The organism is Streptomyces sp. NPDC098781 (assembly GCF_044759995.1).
Taxonomy (GTDB): Bacteria; Actinomycetota; Actinomycetes; order Streptomycetales; family Streptomycetaceae; genus Streptomyces.
This window is the reverse complement of record NZ_JBIWAK010000003.1, coordinates 23,029-47,389: the sequence shown is the minus strand read 5'-3', so window position 1 is coordinate 47,389 and position 24,361 is coordinate 23,029. Positions and strand designations below refer to the sequence as shown.

General features: G+C 66.8%; 18 protein-coding genes and 9 pseudogenes. 12 read left to right on the top strand and 15 right to left on the bottom strand.

Going from position 1 to position 24,361, the window contains the following annotated elements; translation table 11 throughout:
• Window positions 1–81: 81 nt before the first annotated feature.
• The 6 genes and pseudogenes from ACIQWG_RS12120 to ACIQWG_RS12095 all read right to left on the bottom strand — a co-directional run bounded on the left by ACIQWG_RS12120 (window position 82) and on the right by ACIQWG_RS12095 (window position 4,893).
• Window positions 82–885: a class I SAM-dependent methyltransferase gene (locus ACIQWG_RS12120; RefSeq protein ID WP_404093667.1), complete on the bottom strand. Its 804-nt coding sequence runs from the start codon at window positions 883–885 to the stop codon at window positions 82–84.
• 341 nt (window positions 886–1,226) lie between these two features.
• Entirely contained in the window at window positions 1,227–2,033 is an 807-nt protein-coding gene (istB, locus tag ACIQWG_RS12115) for an IS21-like element helper ATPase IstB (protein ID WP_404093663.1), read from the bottom strand.
• Window positions 1,981–3,580: pseudogene (gene istA, locus ACIQWG_RS12110) on the bottom strand (IS21 family transposase). Before istA ends, istB begins: the two are co-directional and overlap by 53 nt.
• Window positions 3,581–3,777: 197 nt before the next feature.
• Window positions 3,778–4,114, bottom strand: a pseudogene (locus tag ACIQWG_RS12105) (hypothetical protein); the annotation flags it as partial.
• Window positions 4,115–4,193: 79 nt separating this feature from the next.
• Entirely contained in the window at window positions 4,194–4,430 is a 237-nt protein-coding gene (locus tag ACIQWG_RS12100; protein WP_404093661.1) for an XRE family transcriptional regulator, read from the bottom strand.
• 76 nt (window positions 4,431–4,506) lie between these two features.
• Complete coding sequence (locus ACIQWG_RS12095; protein ID WP_404093659.1) at window positions 4,507–4,893, bottom strand: ATP-binding protein; 387 nt, start codon at window positions 4,891–4,893, stop codon at window positions 4,507–4,509.
• Window positions 4,894–5,201: 308 nt separating this feature from the next.
• Between ACIQWG_RS12095 and ACIQWG_RS12090 the strand changes: the two genes are divergently transcribed.
• The 3 genes and pseudogenes from ACIQWG_RS12090 (at window position 5,202) to ACIQWG_RS12080 (ending at window position 7,814) form a co-directional block, all read left to right on the top strand.
• Window positions 5,202–5,699 (top strand): hemerythrin domain-containing protein, encoded by a 498-nt coding sequence (locus tag ACIQWG_RS12090; protein WP_404093656.1) that lies wholly within the window; start codon window positions 5,202–5,204, stop codon window positions 5,697–5,699.
• A 79-nt stretch (window positions 5,700–5,778) separates the two neighbouring features.
• Window positions 5,779–6,171: a DUF2267 domain-containing protein gene (locus ACIQWG_RS12085; protein WP_404093654.1), complete on the top strand. Its 393-nt coding sequence runs from the start codon at window positions 5,779–5,781 to the stop codon at window positions 6,169–6,171.
• A 142-nt stretch (window positions 6,172–6,313) separates the two neighbouring features.
• Window positions 6,314–7,814, top strand: a pseudogene (locus tag ACIQWG_RS12080) (cryptochrome/photolyase family protein).
• Between the two features lie 101 nt (window positions 7,815–7,915).
• Here the strand turns inward: ACIQWG_RS12080 and ACIQWG_RS12075 are convergent.
• On the bottom strand, window positions 7,916–8,890 hold the full coding sequence (locus ACIQWG_RS12075) for an L-threonylcarbamoyladenylate synthase (protein WP_404093652.1): 975 nt from the start codon (window positions 8,888–8,890) through the stop codon (window positions 7,916–7,918).
• Between the two features lie 143 nt (window positions 8,891–9,033).
• Between ACIQWG_RS12075 and ACIQWG_RS12070 the strand changes: the two genes are divergently transcribed.
• The gene (locus ACIQWG_RS12070) at window positions 9,034–9,177 is read left to right on the top strand and encodes a hypothetical protein (RefSeq protein ID WP_404093650.1); all 144 of its coding nucleotides are present in this window, start codon (window positions 9,034–9,036) and stop codon (window positions 9,175–9,177) included.
• 202 nt (window positions 9,178–9,379) lie between these two features.
• Here ACIQWG_RS12070 and ACIQWG_RS12065 read toward each other — a convergent pair.
• Window positions 9,380–9,595, bottom strand: a pseudogene (locus tag ACIQWG_RS12065) (pyridoxamine 5'-phosphate oxidase family protein); the annotation flags it as partial.
• 592 nt (window positions 9,596–10,187) lie between these two features.
• On the opposite strand from ACIQWG_RS12065, the gene ACIQWG_RS12060 reads away from it, so the two are divergent.
• From ACIQWG_RS12060 to ACIQWG_RS12050, 3 genes and pseudogenes are all read left to right on the top strand, one after another.
• Window positions 10,188–10,685, top strand: a complete 498-nt coding sequence (locus tag ACIQWG_RS12060; protein ID WP_404093648.1) for a hypothetical protein — start codon at window positions 10,188–10,190, stop codon at window positions 10,683–10,685.
• A 239-nt stretch (window positions 10,686–10,924) separates the two neighbouring features.
• Window positions 10,925–11,464, top strand: a pseudogene (locus ACIQWG_RS12055) (GNAT family N-acetyltransferase); the annotation flags it as partial.
• A gap of 116 nt (window positions 11,465–11,580) precedes the next feature.
• Window positions 11,581–12,047, top strand: a pseudogene (locus tag ACIQWG_RS12050) (GNAT family N-acetyltransferase).
• A 350-nt stretch (window positions 12,048–12,397) separates the two neighbouring features.
• Here the strand turns inward: ACIQWG_RS12050 and ACIQWG_RS12045 are convergent.
• Together ACIQWG_RS12045 and ACIQWG_RS12040 are read right to left on the bottom strand one after the other, a co-directional pair.
• Complete coding sequence (locus ACIQWG_RS12045) at window positions 12,398–13,246, bottom strand: alpha/beta fold hydrolase (RefSeq protein WP_404095799.1); 849 nt, start codon at window positions 13,244–13,246, stop codon at window positions 12,398–12,400.
• Window positions 13,247–13,330: 84 nt separating this feature from the next.
• Window positions 13,331–13,720 (bottom strand): annotated as a pseudogene (locus ACIQWG_RS12040) (hypothetical protein); the annotation flags it as partial.
• Window positions 13,721–13,790: 70 nt separating this feature from the next.
• Here ACIQWG_RS12040 and ACIQWG_RS12035 point away from each other — a divergent pair.
• Window positions 13,791–14,414 carry a TetR/AcrR family transcriptional regulator gene (locus ACIQWG_RS12035; protein WP_404093645.1) on the top strand — a complete coding sequence of 208 codons (624 nt, stop codon included), beginning with the start codon at window positions 13,791–13,793 and terminating at the stop codon, window positions 14,412–14,414.
• A gap of 206 nt (window positions 14,415–14,620) precedes the next feature.
• On the opposite strand, the pseudogene ACIQWG_RS12030 reads toward ACIQWG_RS12035, so the two are convergent.
• A pseudogene (locus ACIQWG_RS12030) lies at window positions 14,621–15,170 on the bottom strand (PucR family transcriptional regulator); the annotation flags it as partial.
• Window positions 15,171–15,253: 83 nt separating this feature from the next.
• Between ACIQWG_RS12030 and ACIQWG_RS12025 the strand changes: the two are divergent.
• Window positions 15,254–15,457, top strand: coding sequence for a hypothetical protein (locus tag ACIQWG_RS12025; RefSeq protein WP_404093642.1), 204 nt, complete (start codon window positions 15,254–15,256; stop codon window positions 15,455–15,457).
• 59 nt (window positions 15,458–15,516) lie between these two features.
• Here ACIQWG_RS12025 and ACIQWG_RS12020 read toward each other — a convergent pair whose 3' ends face one another.
• A complete protein-coding gene (locus tag ACIQWG_RS12020; RefSeq protein WP_404095797.1) occupies window positions 15,517–16,032 on the bottom strand; it encodes a GNAT family N-acetyltransferase in 516 nt (171 codons plus the stop codon).
• A gap of 452 nt (window positions 16,033–16,484) precedes the next feature.
• A complete protein-coding gene (locus ACIQWG_RS12015; RefSeq protein ID WP_404093639.1) occupies window positions 16,485–16,805 on the bottom strand; it encodes a hypothetical protein in 321 nt (106 codons plus the stop codon).
• Window positions 16,806–18,026: 1,221 nt separating this feature from the next.
• On the opposite strand from ACIQWG_RS12015, the gene ACIQWG_RS12010 reads away from it, so the two are divergent.
• Window positions 18,027–18,464, top strand: coding sequence for a hypothetical protein (locus ACIQWG_RS12010; RefSeq protein WP_404093638.1), 438 nt, complete (start codon window positions 18,027–18,029; stop codon window positions 18,462–18,464).
• 386 nt (window positions 18,465–18,850) lie between these two features.
• Here the strand turns inward: ACIQWG_RS12010 and ACIQWG_RS12005 are convergent, their stop codons facing one another.
• Window positions 18,851–20,470: an RICIN domain-containing protein gene (locus tag ACIQWG_RS12005; protein ID WP_404093635.1), complete on the bottom strand. Its 1,620-nt coding sequence runs from the start codon at window positions 20,468–20,470 to the stop codon at window positions 18,851–18,853.
• A gap of 422 nt (window positions 20,471–20,892) precedes the next feature.
• A pseudogene (locus ACIQWG_RS12000) lies at window positions 20,893–21,015 on the bottom strand (IS5/IS1182 family transposase); the annotation flags it as partial.
• 415 nt (window positions 21,016–21,430) lie between these two features.
• Here ACIQWG_RS12000 and ACIQWG_RS11995 point away from each other — a divergent pair.
• Together ACIQWG_RS11995 and ACIQWG_RS11990 are read left to right on the top strand one after the other, a co-directional pair.
• Window positions 21,431–22,690 (top strand): pentapeptide repeat-containing protein, encoded by a 1,260-nt coding sequence (locus ACIQWG_RS11995; RefSeq protein WP_404093633.1) that lies wholly within the window; start codon window positions 21,431–21,433, stop codon window positions 22,688–22,690.
• 872 nt (window positions 22,691–23,562) lie between these two features.
• Window positions 23,563–24,336 (top strand): transposase family protein, encoded by a 774-nt coding sequence (locus tag ACIQWG_RS11990; protein ID WP_404093631.1) that lies wholly within the window; start codon window positions 23,563–23,565, stop codon window positions 24,334–24,336.
• Window positions 24,337–24,361: the final 25 nt, after the last annotated feature.

Genomic DNA, 24,361 nt, shown 5'->3' with positions numbered 1-24,361 from the left:
GAGCAGGTCAGATGCAAGGTGAGGACGGGCTGCAGGCGGTCGCGAGCCAGCAGGTCGGCAACGACAACGACGAAAGGCGGATCAGCGCGCCGGCTCAGACGTGCCTCGCGCCTGGTCGCGGCTGGCGACCACCAGGTATCCATCGCTCTCGGGGTCAAAGGTGGTGGACTGCACCGTGAGCCCGACGCTCCGCAACTGCGCCACGAGGTCCTCGTACCGGTAGGGCCAGATGGACAACCGCTCCGAGCAGGCTCGCACTGCCCCATCCGGCTCGATCTGGGCGACCACGATCTCGAGGAAGTGTTCCTGCTCCCAGTGCTGCTCGATCTGCCAGTAGTAGCTGACGACCGCATCGCGGTCGTTGCGGCGGATGAGTCGATCGCGGACGTCTACCCGTGAGCCGGCGGAGCGCGCGAGCTCCCAGTTGCGTGAGTGGAGCACAAGGCGTCCGCCCGGATTCAGCAGCCGCGACATCGCTTCCAGTGCGGTCAGGCGCCCGGCTGCGCCCTTGGCGTGCCCGAGGGAATTGCCGACGCAGAACACCAGATCGAACGCGGAGTCCTCCAGGTGGTCGGGCAGCTCGTCCCAGCTCGCGCGGAGGGCTCGAAGCGAGACACCCTGCTCGTCGGCGGCCTTCTCGGTCCGGCGAACCATCCCGCTGCTGGCGTCTGCGGCGACCACGTCAAGGCCAAGACTCGCGAGACCGACGGCGAGCTGGCCGGTTCCACACGCGCAGTCGAGGACGCGCGCGTTGGGTGGCAGAGAGCCCACTACATCGCTGTAGTAAACCGCGGCTGCCTTGGCGGGGGTCAACCTGTCGTCCCCGATCAGCCACTCGTATACGTCGGAAAGTGCCCCATAACCAGCCACCGCGATAACCTCCATCACTCGACGACACGCGGGTTAGACTGCGCCTGCGATTCGGACCTTGCGCCTCGCACTGTGCCGGGCCGTGTCAGCGAAGCATTGAGCAGGACCCAACCACTTCCGGCCGCTGAGACTCCACCGGATTTCGTGGGAAACCGCGGCACGCCGCACCGACGCAGGTCCCCACTCCATCGGCCCCCCGTCGGCCACGATGGGGACCGCGGTCGGCAAGCGCGCGTTCCTGCGGAGCGCTTTAGGCACAGCCATCCAAGCTGAATGCCGAAACGCCGCGTCCGGATGAAGGACCGCCAGCGACCGCCTCTACTGTCAAGTATTCCGACGTCGTCCGCCGGTTTTTCCTACTTGGTCTTGTCGGTGGGGTTCCTGGGCCGCTTGTTCGGGCGGTAGCTCGGCCCGTTCATGATCACCTGATGGCTGGTGTTGATGAGCCGGTCCAGGAGGGACTCGGCGACGACGGGGTTGGGGAAGAGGGGATACCAGTCGCTGGGCGCCCTGTTGCTGGTGATGATCATCGAGCGTCCCTGCCGCTCGGAGACGAGTTCGTAGAGGTCGTCGGCCTGGGCGGCTGACAGCTGGCGCATGGCGAAGTCGTCGAGGATGAGGACGTCGGGGCGAACGAGTTCGCGGACGCGTTTCTCCCAGGTGCGGTCCGCGTGGCCGCCGGCGAGGTCGTCGAGGATGCGGCTGGTCTTGGCGAAGCGGACGTGGGCGCCCTGGCGGACGGCGAGGTGGCCGAGGGCCTGGGCGATGTGGGTCTTGCCGACGCCGACGGGGCCGAAGAGGATGACCGACTCGCCGGCATGGAGCCAGCGCAGGGCTCCCAGGTCGCGGATCTGGGCGGCGGGCAGTTTCGAGGAGGCCGTGAAGTCGAACTCCTCCAGGGTGACTTGCTGCTCGAACTTCGCTCGGTGCAAGCGGCGTTGGAAGGCGACGGTCTCGCGACGGGTGATCTCGTCCTGACAGAGGACCTGGAGGAAGTCGAGGTGGCCGAGCTCGCCGCCATGGCCTGGACGAGGCGAGCGTCGAGGGTTTCGAGCATGCCGGACAGTCGCAGGGCCTTGAGCGACTCCCGCAGGGCGGCGTCCATCACAGTCATCGGGCTTCCACCTCGGCTTCGTCGTGGACCTGGTCGTCGTGGTCGTCATCCGTCGTGTCGGGGGTCGCGACGGTGGCGAAGAGCCGGGCGGGACCGTGGAGGAAGGCCGCGGCCCCGGCATCACCGCTGGTCTCGGGCTCGGGGTCGGTTTCGGTGCCGGCGATGAGGATGCCCTTGATGGTGCGGTAGGACGGGTCGCCAACCGCGATGGCCCTCGCGCAGGCGGCCTCCAGACGTCTCTCGCCGTACTTCTTCCGCAGCCCGAGGACCCCCCTGGGCAGCGCGGAGCCTATAGAGGACGTTGACCTCCAGCAGCTGGTCGACGACTTCGCGGCAGGCGTCGCCGACCTCGGACGCCTGGCTGCGGCACCAGACCGGCGTCCGCATCTGAAAGGCGATCTTCTCTGGTGGATAGTCGCTCTTGTCGGTGCGTTTGCCCTGGTCAAGGGCTGCGTGGGTCTTGACGAGCTGGGCGTCGTGGAAGACCTGGACCATCGTGGCGGTCGAGCGGACGTCGACGCGGCGGCCGATCAGCTTCCACGGAACCGAGTAGAGGGTGCGGCCGACCTTGATGTGGATGTCCGGGCCGACGGTGGCCGTCGACCAGCGGGCCAGCACGAACGGAGTTGGCGGCAGAGGCAGCAGTTCGGCCGCCTCCAACGCGTCGAACACGGTCATCGGAGCGGCCCCGCCCAGCGGCCGGCACTTCCGCCGCCCGGCGACCTGCTGGCTCCAGGTCACGGCCTCGGCCTGCATGTGCTCGATCGAGGTGAACTCCCGGCCTCGCCAGAACGAGTCGCGGACATAGGGCATCGGCCGCTCGACCCGCGGCTTGTCCTTCGGCTTCGCCGCCCGGGCCGGATCGACCAACGCTCCGTAGTGCGTTGCGAGTTCGGCATACGCCTTGTTGATCTTCGGGTCGTAGAGGTCGGGCTTGTCGACGCCGGTCTTGAGGTTGTCCGGGACGAGCCGGCGCGGGACGCCGCCGAAGTAGCGGAAGGCCGCGACGTGCGCTTCCGTCCACGCGTGCTGGTCCAGGTGCAGCACCGGCCAGACAAACATGTGCCGCGAGCACGGCAGCACCATCACGAACGCCCAGACCCGGTGGCGTTTCCCGGTCCGCGGATCGATCCACTGCCCGAGGAATCCGTAGTCGATCTGAGCCTCCGAACCGGGCTCGATGTCGTCGCGCAACACTGTGACCTGCGACTTCGCCACCTCGTCCGGAAGCGTCGCGTGCACCCAGCGGCGGAACGAGGAGATCGACACCTGCAGTTTGTGTTCGTCACGCAGGCGCTGGTGGATCGTCGAGACGGTCACCGTCCCGAGCAGGCTCTTGATGTAGTCGCGGTGCTGGTCGATGTCCGGCCAGGTCACCTGCCTCAGCCTTCTGTCGATGAGCCCCGGGAACCACTCCTTGATCAGCTTCGACCAGTCGGACTCGCTCATCGGCGGGCCGCCCGGGCAGATCCCGGACGCTTCCGCCGGCGCCAGGTACTTCCTGACCGTCTTGCGGTCCACCCCCAGCGACGCAGCCAGCTCGCTCTTCGAGCGGCCCGCGTACCAGTGGACGTAGATCTCGGTGATGTCGACCACGACGAACGTTCTCCTCGCCATCCGGGCTGCCCATCGGCCATCCGAACCACGGGACGAGGAACTTGACCAGCTCCGCGACGACCAGGTCCCTCGATCCCGACCTCCGCGCTACCCATGGCCAATTAGGAGAATTCGGGATGGGGAATTACATGACGCTCAAACCGCCCAACCTGGGGAAAAACTTGATCGTCGACAACAATTCCCGGCAGCAGCGCGAAAAGGGCCGGCACTGCCGAAATTCCGAGCTCGAGAACGAGTTTGTCGTCGGTGCCGAAACTGCGGATCGCCCAGTCCTTCACCGCGGCAGGCGTCCGGTCGGTCGCGGCGCCGCCGACCGCCACGGCCGGGCCGGCCTGCGGGCGGATCGCACCTGCCACCAACTTCGGCGACCGCGAGCGCGGCGAAACTCGCCGGCAGACCCCGGAGGGCACCCAGCACCACCACCAGGCCAGGTCGGATCCGGTGCTTGCCGTTCCGGCTACGGATGACCGGGGGCGCCGGAGGTAGGGACGAGGATGCCTTCGCTCTTCTCATCGGTCCTCAGCCGGGCGGGCGGGACCGGATCGGCCCGGCGTTGGCCGCCGGCCTGTGAGCGGGGCGCCCGGGAGGCTTGTCAGCGTGAGGCCGGTTCCGGTACGTGAGCGGCTTCGTGAACTGCCGGTAGGGGCAAGGCCAGAGCCTCTGCCAGTTCCGCCAGTTCCTCTTCCGTCGGCCGGATGGGTCCGCGCGCGCCGTCCTCGGCGAAGACGCGGATTCGCGGAGTGCGAATGCCGGTACGGTCGGCGAGCGCCTGCGCGTCCAGGTGCCTGCGCTGCATGGTCTGTCGCAGTAGCTGTGAAAGTTCGGCCATGATGTTCGTCTGCCCTCGGCCGGATCGTTCAGCCCTCCGCATTCGGGTGGCTCCGAGGACTGTTCCGGCCTACGCGTCACAGGGCCAGGATCGCGCGCACCCTCTTGCCGCCGCTGCTGACCGGAGCAACCTCGAAGCGGTGTGCCAGACAGCGCACCATGGCCAGGCCCCGCCCGCCTTGCCTGTCGGTCGTCAGGGGCCGGACGCGAGGCTGGGCAGGGTTCCCGTCGTAGACCTCGACGGTCACGTGCGCGTCGGTCACCCGCAGACGCAGGCGGCACGCGGTGCGGCCATGGCGCGTGGCATTGGTGACCAGTTCGGACACGATCAGTGTGGCGTCGTCGATGAGCCCGGCATCGACTCGAACCATCCCGTCACGTGACCGGGCGAGAAACTGCGTGGTCAATTTGCGTGCTCTGCCCGCCGATGCGACCTCGTCGGGCAGCAGGTACTCCACTTGCATGGAACGCCGATGGGTACGCCGATGCGTACGCATGGCGGATCACTTCCCCTCCTGAGTCATTCGGCACCCGGCCATCCGGCCACTCGCCGTGCCGCGGGATCTCCAGCGCGGCCCCCCTCGACTTGTGATGCCCGGTGCTCGTGATCGCCAACCGGACAGGACTGCGGTCCTGCTTGACCGTTCACGCTCGCTCTTGGCCCCGGACTCCCGTGACCTGGGGGCATCGTGCAAATGGGGGGGAAACGGTATTGCTCATTGGCGGACCGGGTAACGGGAGGTCAACCCACTCCAGGGAGGAGGCGGTTCTCATGACCCCGCCCCAGGATGTCGTCGAGGTGATCCTCAAGGACCACCGGAGGATGGAAGATCTGCTCCGCCTGATGCGGAGCATCGAGGCCGACCGTCCGAGCGCGCTGAACGACTTCGCCCACCTGATGATCGCCCACGGCGAAGCCGAGGAGACGTCGGTGCACTCCGTGCTCGAGTCCTTCGAAAGCACCGACACCGTCGAACACCTCGAGGCAGGCCACCGGGAAGCGCTCAAGGTCCTTCTCGCCCTGCTGGAGGTGCGGGAGATCGGATCCCCGGAATGGGACTGGAGGCTCAGGCAGCTCGCCTCGGTCACCGGTCGCCACATCGAGCAGGAAGAGCGCATCGTCGTCAACCAGGCGTGCGAGCGCCTCAGCCACGAGTGCCGGGCGGAACTCGGCGCGGGATTCGCCAGGACACGCGCCGACCTGCTCCAGCAGCGATGCGGCAGCGTCGCCAACGTGCACCGCATGGTTCACGCCGGCGCACCCGCATGACGTTCCGCTTCGCGACGCGCCGCCCCGGAAGGCGACCGTGGAGCACCGCACAGAGCACACACCAACGACGGGAGCCGTCATGGACGACAACCTGGACACCTTCCTCGCCCAGGTCGCAGAACGCGCGGGCTACGACGGGCCACCACAGGCGGCCAGGGCCGTGCAGAACGTACTGGAGGTCCTCGGCGCTCACCTGGTGGGCGACGACCGAACGGACCTAGCCCGACTGCTGCCCAAGCAGTGCCGGCCGCTGCTGACCGCGACCGAGCCGGCCACCCAGCCCCTGACACCCGACTCATTCGTCCGAGCGGTGACCGACCTCGGCAGCGACGACCTCGCCGAGGCCAAACGGGCGGTCGATGCCGTACTGCCCACGCTCGCCGAAGTCGCCGACGACGCGTTGCTGCGCCGCATCCTCACCCAACTGCCACCGGGCCACGCAGGCTTGTTCGGCCGCGCCGACCCGACCTGACGGTGCCGGGGCAGGCTGCCGGGACCCACGACCGCCCTGTGGCCTGCGGCGGCCACAGGGCGGTCACGGCGCCGAGGGCCTGAAAGGAGGCATAGAGGTCACTGCGGCTGCCGCGCGGCCCGGATCGGGGAAGGGATCTGCCATGCACTGGCTCGTCGGTGATCAGCTCGGGCCGCACTTCCTGCGCCCCAGGGGAGAGCACGGCCCTCACCCGCGGCACGCCCTTGGTGATGATCGAGGCCCGGTCGGTGTTCCGGCGCCGGCGCTTCCATCGGGCCAAGGCACACCTGGTGCTCTCGGCCATGCGCCACCGCGCCGCTGAACTGGGCGACCGGGTCACCTACGTCCGCGCCGACACCTACCGGGACGGCCTGGCCCAGGCGGCGGGCAACGACGCGGTGACCGTACACCACCCGACCTCGTACGCGGCTCTGCGGCTCCTGCGGGCGCTGCCGCAGGTCACGGTGGGGCCCGCGCGGGGCTTTCTCGTGTCGATGGAGGACTTCGAACGTGGGCGGACGGTCACGGCGGCGGACGCCTGCGGCAGGAGGACTTCTACCGCTGGGTCAGGCGCGATCTGCAGCTGCTGATGGACGGTGACCAGCCCGCGGGCGGCCGTTGGAACCTTGATCACGACAACCGGCGGCCTCCACCCCGTGACGCGGAGGTGCTGCCGGTGCGCCGGCCTTACCGGCCGCAGGAGGACGAGATAGACGACGAGGTCCGCCACGACCTCGACCACTGGGAGAAGGACGGCGACGTCTCCTTCGTCGGCCGGGACGGGCCGCGCCTGTTTCCCGCGACCCGCACCGAGGCCCGGGCCGCCCTGCGGCGCTTCGTCGAGCACCGGCTCGGCATGTTCGGGCCGTACGAGGACGCCATGCTCGCCGACGACCCGGTCATGAGTCACAGTCTGCTGTCGTCCTCACTCAACCTGGGCCTGCTCGATCCCGCCGAGTGCGTCGAACAGGCGGATACGGCGTGGCGCGAAGACGCGGCGCCGCTGAACAGCGTGGAGGGCTTCATCCGGCAGATCGCCGGCTGGCGAGAGTACGTGTGGCAACAGTACTGGTACTTCGGCGAGGACTACCGGCACTCCAACACGCTCCACCACACCGACCCATTGCCCACCTGGTGGAACGACCTGGACACGGACGCCGTGCGCGCACGCTGCCTGAACACGGTCCTTGCCCAGGTACGCGATACGGGCTGGACCCACCACATCCCGCGGATGATGATCCTGGGCAGCTATGCCCTGCAGCGCGGCTGGGATCCGGCCGCCGTCACGGACTGGTTCCACCGCTGCTTCGTGGACGGCTGCGACTGGGTGATGGTGCCCAACGTCGTCGGCATGTCCCAGTACGCCGACGGCGGCCGCATGACCACCAAGCCCTTACACGTCCGGCGGCGTGTACGTGAACCGGATGAGCGACCTGTGCGGGCCGTGCGTGTACCGGCCCGGGGATCGGACCGGCGCACACGCATGCCCCTACACGGCGGGCTATTGGACCTTCCTGGACCGGCATCGGTCCGCCCTCCGCCACAACCACCGCATGACCCAGGCCGTGCGCGGCCTGGACCGGCTCACCGACCTTGACGACGTCAGACGACAGGAACGATCCCGCGGCGACACACCGCCGTAGCGGCTCCGGCACCAAGGGCCCGGCTCGGCATGCCGGAGCAATCGGCGGTCACGCGCCTCCCGCGGCGCCGGGGCATGACCATCCAGCGGCTTCGACGCAGGTCAATCGGTGGGCCGGGGCCCCGCGGCGCGGCGGAGCCGGTTGGCGATCGCCAGTCCCAGACCGTCCTCCGACGGCAGCGACGCGACGATGAGGTCGCACCCCTGCTGGTCGAACTCGCGCAAGTACGCGTACAGCCCACGTGCGTACGCGGGCATGGAAGCGGGAATCGCCACCACGGCGTGCGCCTTGACCGGGGTGCCGGCCTGGGGGGCGGGAAGGAAGACGCCCACCTGGTGCCCCTTCTCCTGCGCGAGCTCCGCCTCGGCGACGACCCTCTCCGGCTCGACGAGGACGACCCGCGCCCGTGGCGCGTAGTGCGACGGATGCTGGCCGGGGACCCGGACAGGGCTCGTCGAAGGAACCGCGAGCGGGTATCCCAGCGCCGCTTCGAGGTCCTCGCGCGTCACCCCGCCGGGCCGAAGCACGCTCGGCAGATCGCCCGTGGCGTCGACGATGGTCGACTCGACGCCCACCGAGCAGCGGCCGCCGTCCAGCACGAAGTCGACGGCATCGCCGAGTTCGGCGCGGACGTGGTCCGCCGTGGTGGGGCTGACCGCTCCGAAACGGTTGGCGGACGGCGCGGTGACACCGCCGCCGAAAGCCGTCAGCAGTGCGAGTGCGACGGGGTGGTCGGGCACGCGTACAGCCACCGTCTCCAGTCCGCCCGTCGCTTCGAGCGGCACCCGTCGGCCGCGCCGCAGGACCAGAGTCAGCGGCCCCGGCCAGAAGCGTTCGGCCAGCAACCGTGCGGCTGGGGGCACCTCTTCGACCCAGTCGTCGAGGTGTTCGGCGCCGCCGATGTGGACGATCAGAGGGTGGGAGGGCGGACGGCCCTTGACCTGAAAGATGCGGGCGACGGCGGCGGGATTCTCCGCGTCGGCGCCCAGGCCGTAGACGGTCTCAGTCGGGAAGGCCACCAGCCCTCCGGCGCGCAGCACACCGGATGCCTTCTCGATCTCAGTGGTTCTTTCCATCACCCGCGTAATGCTCCCACTTCTCCGGACCCGTCCGTGCCGACGGGATAACGGGCCTGATGCGGAGAGGCGGGCCCGGGCAGCCGCAGGAGCGCTCTGGATGCTCCGCCTGGCTGCTCGTTGTCTCCTCTGCGCTGGTCGCGGTGAAGGACACCTTGAATTGGCTCAATGGGGTGCAGGACGAATTCGGCGAGAAGGCCAAGCCCGCGCTGCTGGGTGCGCTCGCCGCGCTCCCGGAGACGGTGGGTATCGGGATCTTCGTCGTCGGCGTCATCCAGGCGCTGTGACGCGCGGCTCGCGACAGCGCGTCGGTCAGGCTCCGAGCGAGCCATCCACGGCGAGCGAAGCGCATCGCCCAGCGAGCCGAAGGCGCCCTTGGCGGGGCGACACGGCCCCGACACTCGACAAGCGGGCGGCTCCGGACCCCCGTTGATCGCTCAACTGAGTGGGGAACGAAGAGCGGTCCTGGCCGATTCAAAGATCGTCATCAGCGTCGGTGAGGATGCGGGCCCCGCCGTTGATCCGCAGGACTTGCATGTAGCCGGGTACGAGAACACCAGGCCCGCGTGCGGGTTGTTGAGGATGTTGTGGAAGCTGTCGGCATAGCGGTTGCCGGGGCGGTCGGGCAGGGCGATCGTGCCGGTGTCGACGATGTGCGTGAAGCCCGGGCCGTCGCCACGGTGAGACGTCGCAGTTGCCGTCCGCGCCCAGGTGACTCAGCCGTCCGAGTCGCCTTCTACCTGAACGCATTGAGGCCCTTGGAGCGTGGCGGCGGGGGCTGCGTGACGAACTCGATGAGCGTGGGGACCAGGTGACGGAACGTCTGACGAACTCGTTCCAAGGCGCTCTGCGACCTGTCGAGCTGAATACGGACGATCAGTTCAACAAGGTCCGCGAGTACATCGAAGGTTCGCGCCGACCGTCTGGGGGAGTGGCAGGGCCCCGGTCGTCCTTGCAATCGGCATCACGGTCGGTGATCGGCAAGTCCTTCTCCGGCCGCTGATCCCCGCTCCGAGCAGAATCATCTGTCAGTCCCTGCCAGTCCCTGACAGGCTGTGCGTGACGCGTCGCCCCGTCTGACCCGGCTCTGGCATCCCACGGACGCATCGGCTGCGGCCGACCATGCCCCCGAGTGGGTCGGGCGAGGCTTCCGGTGTTCGTTGTGTGGGGTGTCGGGTGTGGTCTGGGCGACCCTGACACTTGTCAGGGTCCTTTCCTGTCTGCGGGTTTCTAGTCTTGCGCTTGGAGAACGGTCCAGTGACACATCGCGGGATTCCAACTGAGGAGGACGAGGGACGTGATCTCGAAGCGGGAGAGAGGAACCGGCCGGACCGGCGGGCGGGGGCGGCGTGCGCTGCTCGGCGTGGCCTTCGCGTTCGGCCTGGCGGCGCTCACGCCGCTGCAGGCTCAGGCGGCTCCCATGCAGAGCGCCAGCTACGGCAACCTCCCCAACGAGGGCCTCTACCCCGAGCAGACGTCCTGCTCGGGAAGCTACTACCAGCCCAACGTGCCCGGCGGGGCGACGAAGACGGCAGTCTACGCCGGGCGCACCATCACCCTGAAGTACTTCTACAGCCCTGGGTGCGGCTCGTTCGCCCGGATCGAGAACGCGCCTGAGGGCTGCGCCGCACACAGCAACCGCCTCACGGACACCAGCACCGTGTGGGTGCTCGAAACAGTCGACCCGGGGATCAACTACGCCTACACCAAGGTGATCAACAACCTCGACGGCCGACTGAGCAAGGCGGTGCTCTTCTGCGGCAACCAGCGTCTGGCCGAGACCGCCTGGTACTAGGGTCCGTCTTCAAACGGATCTTGCTCGGAGCAGACACGACGCGAGTGTGACCGCTGCCTCGTATGAGGTGGCGGTCTTCTCGTATCCGGGTGTTGAGATCCTCGAAGCCGTCGGGTCCGGCGTCGGGCAGGATCGCCTGTTTCGAAGACGAGATCCCGGTTCGGCGCGGTCCGCGAGGCGTGAATCGGAAATGCCTGATGAGAATGACGGAGAGCCCGTTCGTGATCCAGAATGATTGGATGGTCACGCTTGAGACTCCTCGTTTGATCCTGCGTCGCTGGCGCGAGGAAGACGTTGTACCCATGGCTGCCGTTAATGCCGACCCAGAGGTCATGCGGTGGATCCGTGACGGAAGCGTCCGTGACGAACAGCAGACTCGCGACGGGGTTCAGGCATGGGAGAGCGAGTGGGAGTCCCAGGGCTTCGGCCTGTTCGCCGTGGAGATCCGGTCCACTGGCAAGCTGGCCGGGTTCACCGGCCTTTCGGTGCCGCACTTCTTGCCTGAGGTACTGCCGGCGGTTGAGATCGGCTGGCGGTTGGGACGCGCCCACTGGGGGCAGGGCGTGGCCACCGAGGCCGCTACGGCCGCTGTACGGTTCGGGTTCGAAGAGCGCGGGCTGGAGCGGATCGTCAGCATCACTCAAGTAGGCAACGACGCCTCCGAACGGATCATGACCAAACTGGGGATGCATCCGGTCCGCGAGACCGTCAATCCCACCTGCGGCCGGCAAGTACGGGTGTACGAGTTGTCGTCGAACCAGTACGTCACAACCACTCGTCGAAGGCGGCAACCAGGACTGTCGCCTCGTAGCGGACCGCGACTTAGTCATACTTGGTGGCCTCGGCTCGATGTCTCCGTGCGGCCCCCTCTCCTGTAACGGCCAAGACGCCTGCCATGATCGTCACCATGGGGATACACATCGCAACGGCCGGGGTGGCCGACTTCCATCAGGTCTTGGCTGATCACCCGCGTTACTGGGGCGAATGCGACCTTCGGTCGCTACACCTACTTGCATGGTGCAGGAATTCGGTTCGACCTGCTTGGTTGCCCGAGCCGAGGACGGAATCCGTGGGTACATCTTCGGGTTCGTCACTCGAGGCGGCACCGGGTACGTGCATCTGATCGCCACGCGGTACGACGCCCGTGGCACCGGTCTCGGGCGTCGTCTGTATACGGCGTTCGCCGAAGCGGCGGAACGTCACGGTGCACGGCAGTTGAAGGCGATCACGTCCATCGAGAACACCGGCTCAATCGCCTTCCACCGCAGCCTCGGCTTCAACACGAAGATCGTCGATGACTACAACGGCCCTGGCCAGGCTATGGCCGTCTTCCACCGAGACCTGCCGCTCAACGTCTCGTAGCCTGACCAACCATCCGTCAACAGCGACAATGGCTGTCCCCGTGCAGCCAGAACGGCTGCAACGCGATCCCTGCCACCTGCGGATCGGCGTCCACAAGGAGCAGCCAGTCCCGTTCGAGTCACGACTCGGAGCCGATGTGCTCGCCCGTCGCTGTGCAGATGAGGCAGTGTGAGTGCCTGACCTGGGGTCTCAGTTAGAGCGAGACGGGGGCGGATTGGCTGTCTCGCTCAATCCTGTTGGCGCTCTTTGAATTCCCCACCCGCACTCGCCGTGTTCCACCAGAGCTGCTCATCTCATGTCCTCGCGCTGGATGGCATGAGGCTTGCTCGGCCCCGCCGGCCCCGCCCCGCTCAGCTCTCCTCGGGCAGCGGGTGTTCCTTGAGGAAGCGGCGGAGCTCCGCGGTGAGGCCCACCGGGTTGTCGAACTGGACGAGAGTGCGCGCGTCGGGTATCTCCACGTAGCGGGCGTTGGGCAGCAGCTCCGCGAGACGGCGCCCCGTGGCGGGCGGCATCATACGGTCCTCGGCGCCCCAGGCGACCAGTGCTGGGCGAGTGAAGGAAGGCAGGTTTGCGGCGGCCTTCAGATAGCAGTCCGGGTCCGCGCTGCGGCAGAACTTGGCAAAGTCGCGCCGGATGTCGCGGCTGCTCAGCAATGGGGCGTACCAGCGGGCGATCAGCTCATTCGGGAGGCGCTTCTTCGCCATCCCGCCGAGTGACGTCTGCATGCGAGCCAGGGCCGGGAAGCGGAAGGACTGGAGGAGGAGGAAGAGGCCGCCGGGAATCTTGCTGGCCCGGTGGAGTGTCCTGCCCTGAAAGCCCGGTGGGTAGTTGTCCAGGGCCTCGCAGGAGGTGAGGACGAGCCGGGCGATGCGATGGTCTCGTACGCCGACGAGGAGTTGAGCCGTTCCGGTGTCGTTCTGGACGAGAGTGACATCACGGAGGTCCAGACAGTCCATGAACTCGGCCAGAAGCGACGCGATGCCGTGCGCGGACAGGTCGGCGTCCGGCCGCATCGGCCGCCGGTGGCTGCCGATCGGCAGTACGGGGACCAGCACACGGAAGTCGGGCCGGAGGTCGGAGACGACCTCGCTCCACACCGACTCGTCGAAACCGAGGCCGTGAGCCAGGACCACGACGGGGCCGTCACCGCCCGTGTCCTCGTAGTCGATCGTCCCTGCGCTCAACTCGATCTCGGGCATGGCACTGCCTCCGGCTCGGTCGCACATTTCTTGATGCATCGTTGTGGTGAGAGATATGGCCCGTTGTTCGAGATCCGTGTGGCCTGACTGCATGGGGGCAGCGGCGACCAGCAGCGCGGCTAACACGATGGGTGCGGCTGTCTGATACCCCATCCAGACTTCACCTCCGGCGCTGCTGCCCTGCTGCGCCATCAGGAGGCCGGTCAGGGCCGCCAGCACCCAGCCGCCGTCGTAGGCGATCATGAGCTGCGTGTAGGTGCGCATCGACCGGCCGCGCGTGTATCTGATCTCGATGCCGCCGCCGATCAGGAGGGCCACGCCGGAGGCGACCATCAGCCAGGCTGGCGTGCCGAGTAACCGGCCGAGCGTGGCAGCGCCTGCGATGTAGACAACAGCGAGCAGCACCTTGAAGGCACCATCGGCGATGGCCCCCATTGTCTGGCGGGTCACCCGTGATGCCACGACCTTGGTCATGAGCGTCCTCCTCAAAGCTCGTCCTGAGCTGGTTCCGTAATCAGATTACGGTAATAATGAAATTATGAGAATGACGAGAGCGGAGGCCAAGGAACGCAACCGCCGGGCCTTGCTGGATGCTGCGTTCCAGGTCGTTTCCCGGGACGGGTACCGGGCCAAGCTTGATGAGATCGCCGAACGCGCCGACTTGACCACCGGCGCCGTCTACTCACTGTTCGGGAGCAAGAACGGCCTGGTGGTCGCCCTGGTCGCCGACTACCTGCGGCCGTACTACGAGGAGATCGAGCAGGCGGTTCCCGCTGGACTTGATCTGCTGGAAGCGGTCGACACCTTCGCCCGGTACTACCGGCGTAGTTGTGACGCCCCGGACGCGCTGTCTCGCCTGTCGCTCCAGATCACATTGCTGGACATGGCCCTGCATCTCCCAGAGCTGGGAGCCCAGCTCGCCACGTCCATCCGGGCGCAGGAGAGCCATCTGGTCGCGCTGTTCACCGGAAGGTCGCACAACGGAAGCGCCGTGACGTCGCAACAGGCGCAACGCCTGACCACCGCGCTCAGGGCACTGTTCGTCGGTCTCAGCCAGGGCGTCCCGCTCGGACTTGCCCCCGGTGCCGACGAGCAGTACTTCGCCGACACCGCCCGCGCTCTGGCATCCGGGATGTCCCTCATCGATCACGTTGGGGATGCTTCGTGATGGGCAGTCAGCATGAGGTTTCGTCGGGTTCACCGTCGTGAGTCAGATCTGCGACGACTTCCACCAGGCCGACAAGGCTGTTGCGGAGCCATGGGAGTGATGCCTCGGGGGTGGTGGTCCAGGGAGAGGTCTGTTCGAACTCGATCTGGGCGGTGCCGGTGAGGTGCGCGACTTTGCGGTCAGTCTCCGGTCGAGGTGCCAGGCACGGCCGCGGTGCAGCCCCCCTCGAAATACACCTGAAGCGTCCGCAGCAAGGGCTCGGCACCGCCGCGTGCCTTCTTGAGCGGCCCGAGCGCGCTGAGCACGAGGTCGGCCATGGCCTGCCGGTCGCGGGTGAGGACCGGGTAGACCAGCAGGTCGGCGGCGCGTACGACGGGCCCGTCCAGGCCAAGGCGGCGTGCGAGTTCGAGCGTTCCGAGCGCCTCTTCGTAGGAGTGCACCACGCCGTCGGCGCCGGGCTGGGGTCGGCCGATGGCCACCCGGCTGCCGTCCTTGGCGGCGTGCGCCTGCTCGGCGAAGTGGGTGAGAACGTCGTCCTGGTCGCCGGGCGCGATGCAGACCAGCTACCCGTTCTTGGTGGTGAGCAGGATGCGCCGGTCGCTGAAGCGCGCTGTCAGCGCGGACTCCCCCCGGCGGGTGACCGGTGCGGTGTCGTCGTACGCCTCCGGTCCCTCTGCCACGGCGACGGCGCGCGCGGGACAGCACGAGGCCGAAACGCTCAGCGCGTTCGGCGAGGCGCCCCAGGTCGCTGCGCCCGCAGCCATGCCGTTCTCGCCCGAACGGATTCACCCTGGCTCTTCCCCGGCGGTCAGCCCGGCCGCCCGATCAGTGTCTGGGCCATGGGTGAACGTCTCCGCAAACTCGGCATCCGGCTCGCAGAGACCCGATCAACTGCCCTGTTCCAGCTCGCCACCAAACTGCCCGCCGCGGTCCTCGCCCGCACCCTCGGCATCGACATCACTGTCGCCGTCAAATGGCAGCGGGCCGCCGCCGGGGACTGGGGTTCCTACGCGGCGGAGGTCAGTCGCCGGAACAGTTCGTGACGTGATGGAGGACCAACCCGGCACGGTCAGTCCGGAACACTGCTCTGCCCGCCCTGGTCTCATCCACCGACTGCGGGGCAAGCAGGCTCACTGATCGAATGCCGTTGGGTGAACTCGTCAGCGAGCATGCCCATCACGACGAGATCACGGTGCCGGCCGGCAAGGAACACGCGATCGCGGAGGCAACCCTCCTCGACGAAGCCGAGCCGATGATGGAGTGCGAGCGATGCCTCGTTGTGAGCGAAGATCCGGGCTTCGCACTTGTGATAGCGCCGCTCGGTGAACATGAAACGCAGCAGCATCACCACGGCTTCCGCCGCATAGCCCTTGCGCCGGTGATCAGCGCCGATCGTGACGCCGTACTCGAACCAGCCCGCACGCGGACCAGCCTGGTGCGAGCCGACAGCACCGACTATTTCCCCCGCGTCGACGTCCTCGATCGCCAACTGGAAGCAGTCGTCATCGGACTTGGCAGCGGCCTGTTCCGTCGCCCAGGCACGAAATCCTTCGAAACGGAGCGAGGCGGGTTCCGCAGGTCGCCCATCTGCTCTTCGTCCACGGCGAACCGCATGAATGCGGTCCAGTCGTCAGGCTCGATACCGCGCAGGCGTATCCGATTGCCGGTCCAGAACGATGTCATCCCCCATTCGATCACGCCGCAGAGTGCGAAGTACAGACCACTCGCCAACCCCAGCACGCCATGTGACCTGGCACTTCGACGTCGCCGACCGCTCACTTCAGCGCGATCAGATCCCTCTCGGAGAACCTTTCGTTCCAGAGGCATTCAGGCAGTTCCAATACCCGACTCCACCATTACTGACTGCCCAGGGCGATCCGGAGCAGGCAGCGCGGAGGACGGCTGCCGAGAGGGCAGGGCAGCGTCTCGTCGCTAATACAGGGAGCCTTCTGTGAAGTGGAACCTGCGTTGGGTGGCGGCGCGTCAGGACATCTGGCGGCCAACGGACCTGCCCGTGGCCACGGCCTAGATTGTCGGCGACGTCCTGGGCGCTCGTGGCCGACCTGTTGTTCACTCGGTGAGGTCGAGTGTGTAGCTGACCTCGATGGCCGGCCCCTGGTTGTCGTAGGGGGAGTGGCTCATCTGCTGCTGACGTATGTCGAAGTGGCCGTCTGGGATGAGGTCGTCGCCGTTCCAGTACCAGCGGGCCAGACGGTCGGCGGCTCCGGCGAACTTCGTCCGTGTCGAGCTGGCACTCACGGTGATGCTTTGGATCGACGCCCCGTCGGGGAGTTGCTCTTTCCAGGACTTCATCAGGGCTGGAACAGCTTGCAGTTGGGACTTGAGGTCGGCGACGACGTCGGCCGCCACCGTCTGCCGAGGCGGCGGCATCCACCCCCGGCGGCCGACGATGACGCCTGCGACGAGCTCGGGGGGTGATATCCAGTTCTGGGGTCTGCGTGGGGCCGTAGCACAGCCGCCACTCCCGCTCGAACAGCCAGTCCGACCGGCCCCGGGCGGCGTCCGGCTCGTACACCACGCACCGGTTGTAGGTGCGCTGCGGCAGCTCCGCCTTCATGTGAGCCTGCTCGGTACGTGATACGTACAGCGCCGGCCGGGCACCGGTGGCAATGAGTTGCTGGCGATCGAGCACGAGACCCCAGGGCGGGTAAGGCCCCCGGCGGACACCCTGGCGCAGCATCACCCGGCGGGCTTCCTCGGTGACCTCGCTGAAGCAGATCACCGGCGCGTCGGTCCAGAAGGTCGTGTTCCCGTGCAGCACGCCGCTGTGCAGGATATTCACCAGCCGCTCCTCGGCGCTGCCCTGAGCGAAGTCCGGTACTTCCTCGTCCTGCCCCCGCGGGCGGCCTGTGAAGTGGACCAAGTGGTCAGGCAGGTCGGGGTGCGTGCTCATGGTCGGTTCCTCCGCTTCATCCCGACGCGCCTGGCCGACAGGTCGTCATGCCGTTTTCCGGCGTCGGGCAGGGAGAAAATATCCGACGCCCCACGCGGACTCGGAGCAAGGCCGCCGAGGTGCACGGGTGCCACCAACCGCTCACCCGCTTCAAATGCCAGGCTGCTCCGATGCGGGTTCCAGTCGGGGACCTCAGATGAGGTGTAGGCGGTCCCAAAGCGAACATCGCCCTGATGCACGGAAGCATCGCTCCCATTGACCAAGGCGACCAGCCAGTGGTCCGTAACTGGAATGCCTTGCCCGTCAGTCGTGCTTGCCGACTCCATTGCCCTCATGGACACCTGTCGAGCCTGAGCCCACTTACGATCGTCAGCGGCGGCCCGGAGTTCAATCCTCTCAAGCTCCAAGTTCTGCCGCGGCCCGTCCATGAACCGCAGTTGCTCGCCGATGAACTCCCGCTGCTCGCCGATCTGCTACCGCTGGCTCGTGATCGTCTGGTAGGCGTACCAGGCAGCGGCCAACGCACCAGCCCTCCGACCCAGCTAGGCACATCGCCCTACTGCAAAGGCCCCACGCCCCACCTCCCACTCCATGTGCGGTCTGTCCAGGCAGACGCTCCCGCTCCCTTCACAGTTCCCGCACATCAGCTGCCAGGTCTGCGGCATGATGCCCCCTCAGCAACCACCCAGGGGGGACTCATGCGTATCCGCCACACCGCCACCGCCACCGCCATCGCCGCACTCGCGTGCGCGCTCACCGCCTGCTCCAGCAGCGACAGCGGCGGCAACAGTGACCAGGACAAGGCCAAGCCGAAGGCGTCGGCCAGCGAGCAGGAGCAGACGCAGGAAAAGCAGAAGGACGATGCCCTCGCGGCCGCCGGCATCCCGGCCGAGCCCACCGGCGCCGATCGCGCGCGGCTGCTCCGTGCCTTCACCGCGATCAACCCCGCCCTCGTGATGTACGAGGACAAGGCCATCGACGCAGCCCGCAACCAGTGCACGGCCATTAACGGTGGTGGTCAGCGACTTGATTGGGCTGCGTCGCAGCGGTTCACGTACAAGGACGTCACGACGACCGAGGCGCAGGGCAAGCTGATCAACGAGGCGCTGAAGGGGCTTGAGTTCTGCAAGGTCTGACCGTGACGTAGATGCATCCCGGGACCACATGATCCATCCTGGGGCCAAAGATCCGATATCTGGTCCTGTCCGCGACGGCCGCCCGCCGCCAGGCGGTGCGGCATCTATACCCAGACCTGCAATCGCCCGTGCGGCATGAGGAGACAGTTTCGGTCGCGGTCGCCCCGGCGTGCTGAGGCGATGGAGCGAGCTACGAGCGCGTCCTACGCTGCGGATCAGTGTGAACTGAGCAGCGGTTCATTCTGACCTGGCTTTTGCTCAAGCTTTAGACCGTGTCCTATGTGGCGAGGCGGGGCCTGATCCTTGGCATTCCTCGGATCGCTTCGCAACCCCCGAATCCGGGCCATCACCGCTCCGCAGGACGCGCGTCTGCCCCAGGGCCGTAGTCAGAGCCGCCATTGTTGATTGTTTCCACCCACGTAGTCCCATTGAATGATCGCGGAGCCGTCCGCGGTGAAACCCCCACTGACGTCCAGGCATTTACCGCTGTGCTTTGCGATCAATTTGTAGTAGCCACTGCCAGTGGAGACCGGCTTGAACTTCTGATTATTGCCACCCACATACTCCCACTGCTGAACCCGGGCACCGCTTGCCGTAGAATTTCCGGCCACATCGACGCATTTCCCAGAGTGTTCTACCAGAATCCGGAAATATCCCTCGCCGACAGGGTCCAGTCGGAACCTCTGGTTAGGCGCATTTTTGTAACTGTATTGCAATAGCGGAGCACCATTGTTAACAGCAGCACCTTGGACATCCATGGTGCGGCCGGCATGTCGCGAAATGATCGGTGCATGACCGAGCCGCCACTGCTGATTGCCACCGCCTACCCAATCCCATTGGACGACTTTCGCACCGAATGCCTGGGAAACGCCGCTTACGTCTAGGCACTTGCCGCTACTCTTCGCGACGATCCGATAGTATCCGTCACCGACCGGGTCGAGACGGAACCGCTGGTTATCACCCCGCCACCAGTCCCACTGATGAACCTGCGCACCATTCGCCAACGACATTCCTTCGACGTCGAGAACGCGGCCACTGTGGTCCGCGACCAGCATGTAGTGGCCGTCTTCATTGAGATATTCCACGAGAAATGTTTGGTTCCGCCCTCCCACGTATTCCCACTGTGTCGCGTCTGCTCCGTTCACCGCCGAGGCCCCCTGAATGTCCAGGCAAAGGCCGCTATGCCGGGCAAAGATCGGCCCTACGGTCGAGTAGTGCCGTCGGATTCCCCCAAGGTCGTCGGATGTGAGCGTGATATGCCTAGTGCTCGACGGAATAGTAGAGAACATGACCGCTGTCGGGGCTTCGGAATGATCCATCCCGAGAATATGCCCTATCTCGTGAAGGGCGACCGTCTCGACGTCCCACCGGTTGCTTACCAGTCCTCCCACGGACCAGAAGGTCTCCTGGTTGTCGAAGTGCACCGGCCGGGGCAGCGTGTTATTCAGAGCTCCGCAACCTGGAGGGTAGTCAGCGTGCGCGATCATAGTGCCGGTCATGTCTGCGTCGCCACATTTGGCAGACGTCCACGCGAACCTGATGTCTGGACTGTCTCCGGACTCTCTGAAAGCGATCGGTACCGCTGCCGACCATGTCGCGAGCGCCCGTCGGACCGCAGTCAGTTCGTCGTCTCCAGGGACGTCAGAGGTTCCACTGGAAAAGGCGTACTTGAGAGTGTTTTGCTTCCAGCGACATTTGAGCGCGAAGCGGAGTCCGGTTGCCGGGTCCAAATCTGGGACGCCGCAGCGTGGACGGGACATCATCTCCCGGGTGGATTCATCGAAGTTACCGGTCAGGGACAATGCGTGCATAGACTGGTACTTCAGCAGCGCCATTGCGGTACTCTCGTCAAGCGCAGTCGACGACTCTACCCCTGCGGCATTTCCGATATAGCCAAACCGCGCTAGGAACCTTTTAACGTCCTGGAACCCTTCGGCGGACGATCCCAATTCGACCGTGGGCAAGGCGGCCAATTTTTTCCCTGCCTCCAATGTGCGGCTCTCCATGATTTCCCCTTCAGGCTGACGCGTTAGCCGCTTCGGCGAATGATGCAATCAAGCCGTCCGCCAATGACGAAAAGCTGCACTTTTGCCAGCGAAAGGCCAGAATGAAGTGAGGTGCGACCGAAAAGCCGAGGCGGGAAGGCCGTGATTCCGGCTATGGCACCGCGAATCCGCGACGAGCAAGCTTCCGCCTGCTTGGCGTCCTAAATCCACCGTAATGAGCGGAGTGCAGCCTGTCCACTTATGATCTAGAGCGCTTGGCGCCCCCACGCAGCTCTGAACAGCCAGGACCGTGTCCTATGGGGTGAGGCGGACGAGTCGTTTGTAGCAGCAGATGGCGGCTGCGAGGCCGAGAAATGCCAGGTAATTGCGGGGATGGCGTTCGTAGCGGTGGTTGAGTCGGCGGTAGCCGGTGAGCCAGGACCCGTCTCATCAGGAGTGTCCTGCGTTCCGCCACCCTGCGGCCGCACTCGGGAAGGCGGGATCAGCGGCTTCGCGATCTCCCACAGCCCGTCCGGAACAATCCAACTCCACGTACCCCGCCCCATGGCCTGCCCAACGAACGATCACCACATAGGACACGGTCTAAGTCCGGTACACCGCCCAGGATTTAGGCATCGGGCGCCCCGGCTCTGTCCCACTGAGATCGTTTCATCCTGAATTAGCAGGTCGCGGTACTGGTGTGAGTTCGTGACGGGGTGCTCGTGCAGGCCGGAGGCGTGATCGTCTTGGGGTGATCGTTCGTCACCGTCGGACTTCGGAGTTCGCCAGGACGAGCAGGGCCCGCAGCAGGGTAGTGACGTGACGGGCGTTCATGCGGACGCCCAGCGGCGCTGACGCCGGGACACCGCCCGCAACCAGCGCGGGGCGTGAGTGGTCCTGATGTGTATGAGCCCTCAGCTCCCTCACCGTCGGCGCCAAAACGAACAGCGCGGCTTGCGCCTATGGCACGTATGGGTCGTCTTGCCCACGACATTCGCTGGTGCGATCGCCGTTGCCGGTGCCGTGTTCTTCATCGTCTGGGTCCTCCTCGGCGCCCAGGGCCTCAAACCCGAAGCGAAGCTCACCTCACAGACCCTGTTCGACATAGTGAAGCTGTCATTCGGGGTGGTGGCCGGAGCCGGCGCCCTGGTGGCCCTGATCGTGGCCTATCGTCGCCAGCGCGTCGACGAGGACGCCGCACTCAGGGAGGCCACCCGGCTGCACACCGAGCGGTTCACCACCGCCGTCTCCCAACTCGGCGACGACTCCCCAGCGGTCCGCCTGGGCGGCGTCCACGCCCTGGCCCACCTCGCTGACGACGCCCCCACCCGAGCACTCCGCCAGACGTGCATCGACGTCACGTGCGCCTACCTTCGCCTGCCCTACACCGCCGAGGCGAACCTCCCGCCCGAAGACGCGGCCGCCCGACACGCCTACCTGGCTTTGCGGGAAGTCCGGCACACGATCATCCGTCTCATCCGCGATCATCTCCGCCTCTCCACGGAGCATGCACACTCCTGGCAGGGACACGACCTGGACTTCACCAACGCCGTCTTCGACGGCGGCAACTTCGACGCCGCGAAGTTCTCCGGCGGCACGGTCTCCTTCGACGGTGCGATCTTCTCCGGCGGCACGGTCTCCCTCGACGGCGGGAGGTTCTCCGGCGGCACGGTCTCCTTCGACGGTGCGGACTTCTCCGGCGGCACGGTCTCCCTCGACAGCGCCGTGTTCTCCGGCAGTGAGGTCACCTTCAACGCCGCGACGTTCTCCGGCAGCGTGGTCACGTTCAACGCCGCGACGTTCTCCAGCAGCCCGGTCTCGTTCAGTCACGCGAAGTTCTCCGGCGGCAGGATCTCCTTCAGCCACGCGGAGCTCCTAGGCGGCTCCAGATACGTCCGCGGCACGATTGACAACGGCGGCTTGGGCTTCGGCGGCGCGACGTTTTCGGGCAGCGAGGTCACCTTCACCCGCGCGAGGTTCGGTGGCAGCACGGTCTCCTTCGCCGGCGCGAGGTTCTCCGACGGCACGGTCTCCTTCGACGCCGCGGCGTTCTCCGACGGATCCATCTCCTTCGACGACGCAACATTCTCCGGTAGCGAGGTCAACTTCAACGACGCGGCATTCTTCGGCAGCCTGGTGAGCTTTGAGCATGCGCACGGTGAGGCGCCTCACGGACTGGTGCCTTCGTCTGGAGAGTCACTGGCGCAAGGGCTGACCCTGCCACCGACATGGTTGCCATAAGCCAGGGCGTCACTGTCGGCGTACGGGCCCAATTCCCCAGGTGCGTACGGACGAACGTCAGGGCGCCCATCGAAGGCCATGAGGCGGTTCTTCAGCCTCGCAGGCTAGCCATACTCGTCCGTACGTAGGCGGGGACGTTCATGTGTACGCCGGCAGTGGCCGACCCACTTGACCGCCGCCACGTTGTAGCGGGGGCCGGTGCCGGTGGTCAGCCCGGCTTCCGTCATTGGTCGCCCGCACTCTGGAGGCCCGCTGGGAGGCGCGGCTGGCCGCGGTCCAGGCGCAGGCCGCCCTGGTCGCGGCCCGCGAGGCCCGTCCGGCACTGCCCGACCGGAGATCGACGCCGAGCTGGTCCGGCTGGAGGCGGCCGAGGTGGTGTTCGGGCAGTGGGCCGAGGCGACGGACGGGGGACGGCGACCGTCGGGCATCGTGGAGCCGGAGCCGGAGCCGGAGCCGGAGCCGGAGCCGGAGCGAGTAGTGGTGACGCCGGGGGCGGCCGGGATGCGGTTGGTCCCCGACCGTGAGGAGGGCATTGGGGTGGAGGTGCTGACGCCGGAGTACCGGCGGATCATGGAGATCGTCGTGAAGGCGTCGGGGCCGGTGATGGCCAAGGACGTCGCGCTCGCGCTGGGCCGGGAAACACCCAGCAAAGGTCGAGCCGGTCCGCGGCCAGTTGCGCAAGCTGTCCGACCGGGGTTGGCTGACCCGGAACGGCTCCGGACGCTACCTGCCGCGCTGACCACAACAACGTCGGGCGGAGCGGCCGGTTCCAGCCGTAACATGAGGGCCCCCGGCAGGAGTTGGCGCCTGTGTGGAAGAAGCAGCCGTCCGCCGGGGGCTCTCCCGGTGTTGTCTACCAGGTACGGCTTCCCGTGTCGAAGCGGACCGTCGATCTCGTCGCCGGACTGATACGACGGCGCCGCAAACAGCTGGGCACGCGCTGGCGGAAGGCCGCCCCCGGCACCCAGGCGATCGTCGTGCTCGCCGTCCTGCGCCACGATCAGCGCCTGGCCGACATGGCCGGCGGCAACGACGTCTCGGCCGCCACCGTCCGCCGCTGGGTCCTGGAAGTATTCGACCTGCTGGCCGCGAAGGCCCCGCGTCTGGACCGCGCCCTGAAGAAGATCGCCAAGCGGGGTGGCACGGTGGTTCTCTTGGACGGCACTCTGGTCCGCACCCGCCGCCGCACCGGGGCGGCCAACCGCAAGAACTACAGCAGGAAACACAAGGCCCACGGCCTGCTCTTCCTTGCTCTCACCGATGAGAAGGGCAACCTGATCTGGATCTCCTCCGCCCGCCCCGGCCGGGCCAGCGAGATCACCGCCGCCCGCTACGACCACATCACCGTGCATCTGCGCGAGGCCGGCCTCGGTGCCCTTGCCCACCTCGGCTTCGTCGGCCTGGACGACGACCCCGACGACAACCCCGTGATCACCACCGGCCGTAAGGCGACGCGCTCCCGCCGCCTTACCAACGCCGAGAAGGAGGCGAACCGACTGGTCAGCCGCGAACGCGCCGCTGTTGAGCACGGCTTCGCGAACCTGAAGACCTGGCGCATCCTGACCAAGGTCCGCATGAACGCCCGTCACGTCACTACCCTGCTGCGGGCCCTGCTCGTCTTGGCGAACTCCGAAGTCCGACGGTGACGAACGATCACCCCAAGACGATCAC

What these genes read in the sequence shown, in the direction of transcription:
- ACIQWG_RS12085 (WP_404093654.1), top strand. Translation starts at nt 5,779, where the DNA reads ATGGACGACAACCTGGACACCTTCCTCGCCCAGGTCGCAGAACGCGCG.
- ACIQWG_RS12015 (WP_404093639.1), bottom strand. Translation starts at nt 16,805, where the DNA reads ATGCCGCCGCCTCGGCAGACGGTGGCGGCCGACGTCGTCGCCGACCTC.
- ACIQWG_RS12035 (WP_404093645.1), top strand. Translation starts at nt 13,791, where the DNA reads ATGACGAGAGCGGAGGCCAAGGAACGCAACCGCCGGGCCTTGCTGGAT.
- ACIQWG_RS12095 (WP_404093659.1), bottom strand. Translation starts at nt 4,893, where the DNA reads ATGCAAGTGGAGTACCTGCTGCCCGACGAGGTCGCATCGGCGGGCAGA.
- ACIQWG_RS12090 (WP_404093656.1), top strand. Translation starts at nt 5,202, where the DNA reads ATGACCCCGCCCCAGGATGTCGTCGAGGTGATCCTCAAGGACCACCGG.
- ACIQWG_RS12120 (WP_404093667.1), bottom strand. Translation starts at nt 885, where the DNA reads ATGGAGGTTATCGCGGTGGCTGGTTATGGGGCACTTTCCGACGTATAC.
- ACIQWG_RS12075 (WP_404093652.1), bottom strand. Translation starts at nt 8,890, where the DNA reads ATGGAAAGAACCACTGAGATCGAGAAGGCATCCGGTGTGCTGCGCGCC.
- ACIQWG_RS12045 (WP_404095799.1), bottom strand. Translation starts at nt 13,246, where the DNA reads ATGCCCGAGATCGAGTTGAGCGCAGGGACGATCGACTACGAGGACACG.
- ACIQWG_RS12010 (WP_404093638.1), top strand. Translation starts at nt 18,027, where the DNA reads ATGCGTATCCGCCACACCGCCACCGCCACCGCCATCGCCGCACTCGCG.
- ACIQWG_RS12005 (WP_404093635.1), bottom strand. Translation starts at nt 20,470, where the DNA reads ATGGAGAGCCGCACATTGGAGGCAGGGAAAAAATTGGCCGCCTTGCCC.
- ACIQWG_RS12025 (WP_404093642.1), top strand. Translation starts at nt 15,254, where the DNA reads ATGGGTGAACGTCTCCGCAAACTCGGCATCCGGCTCGCAGAGACCCGA.
- istB (WP_404093663.1), bottom strand. Translation starts at nt 2,033, where the DNA reads ATGACGACCACGACGACCAGGTCCACGACGAAGCCGAGGTGGAAGCCC.
- ACIQWG_RS12100 (WP_404093661.1), bottom strand. Translation starts at nt 4,430, where the DNA reads ATGGCCGAACTTTCACAGCTACTGCGACAGACCATGCAGCGCAGGCAC.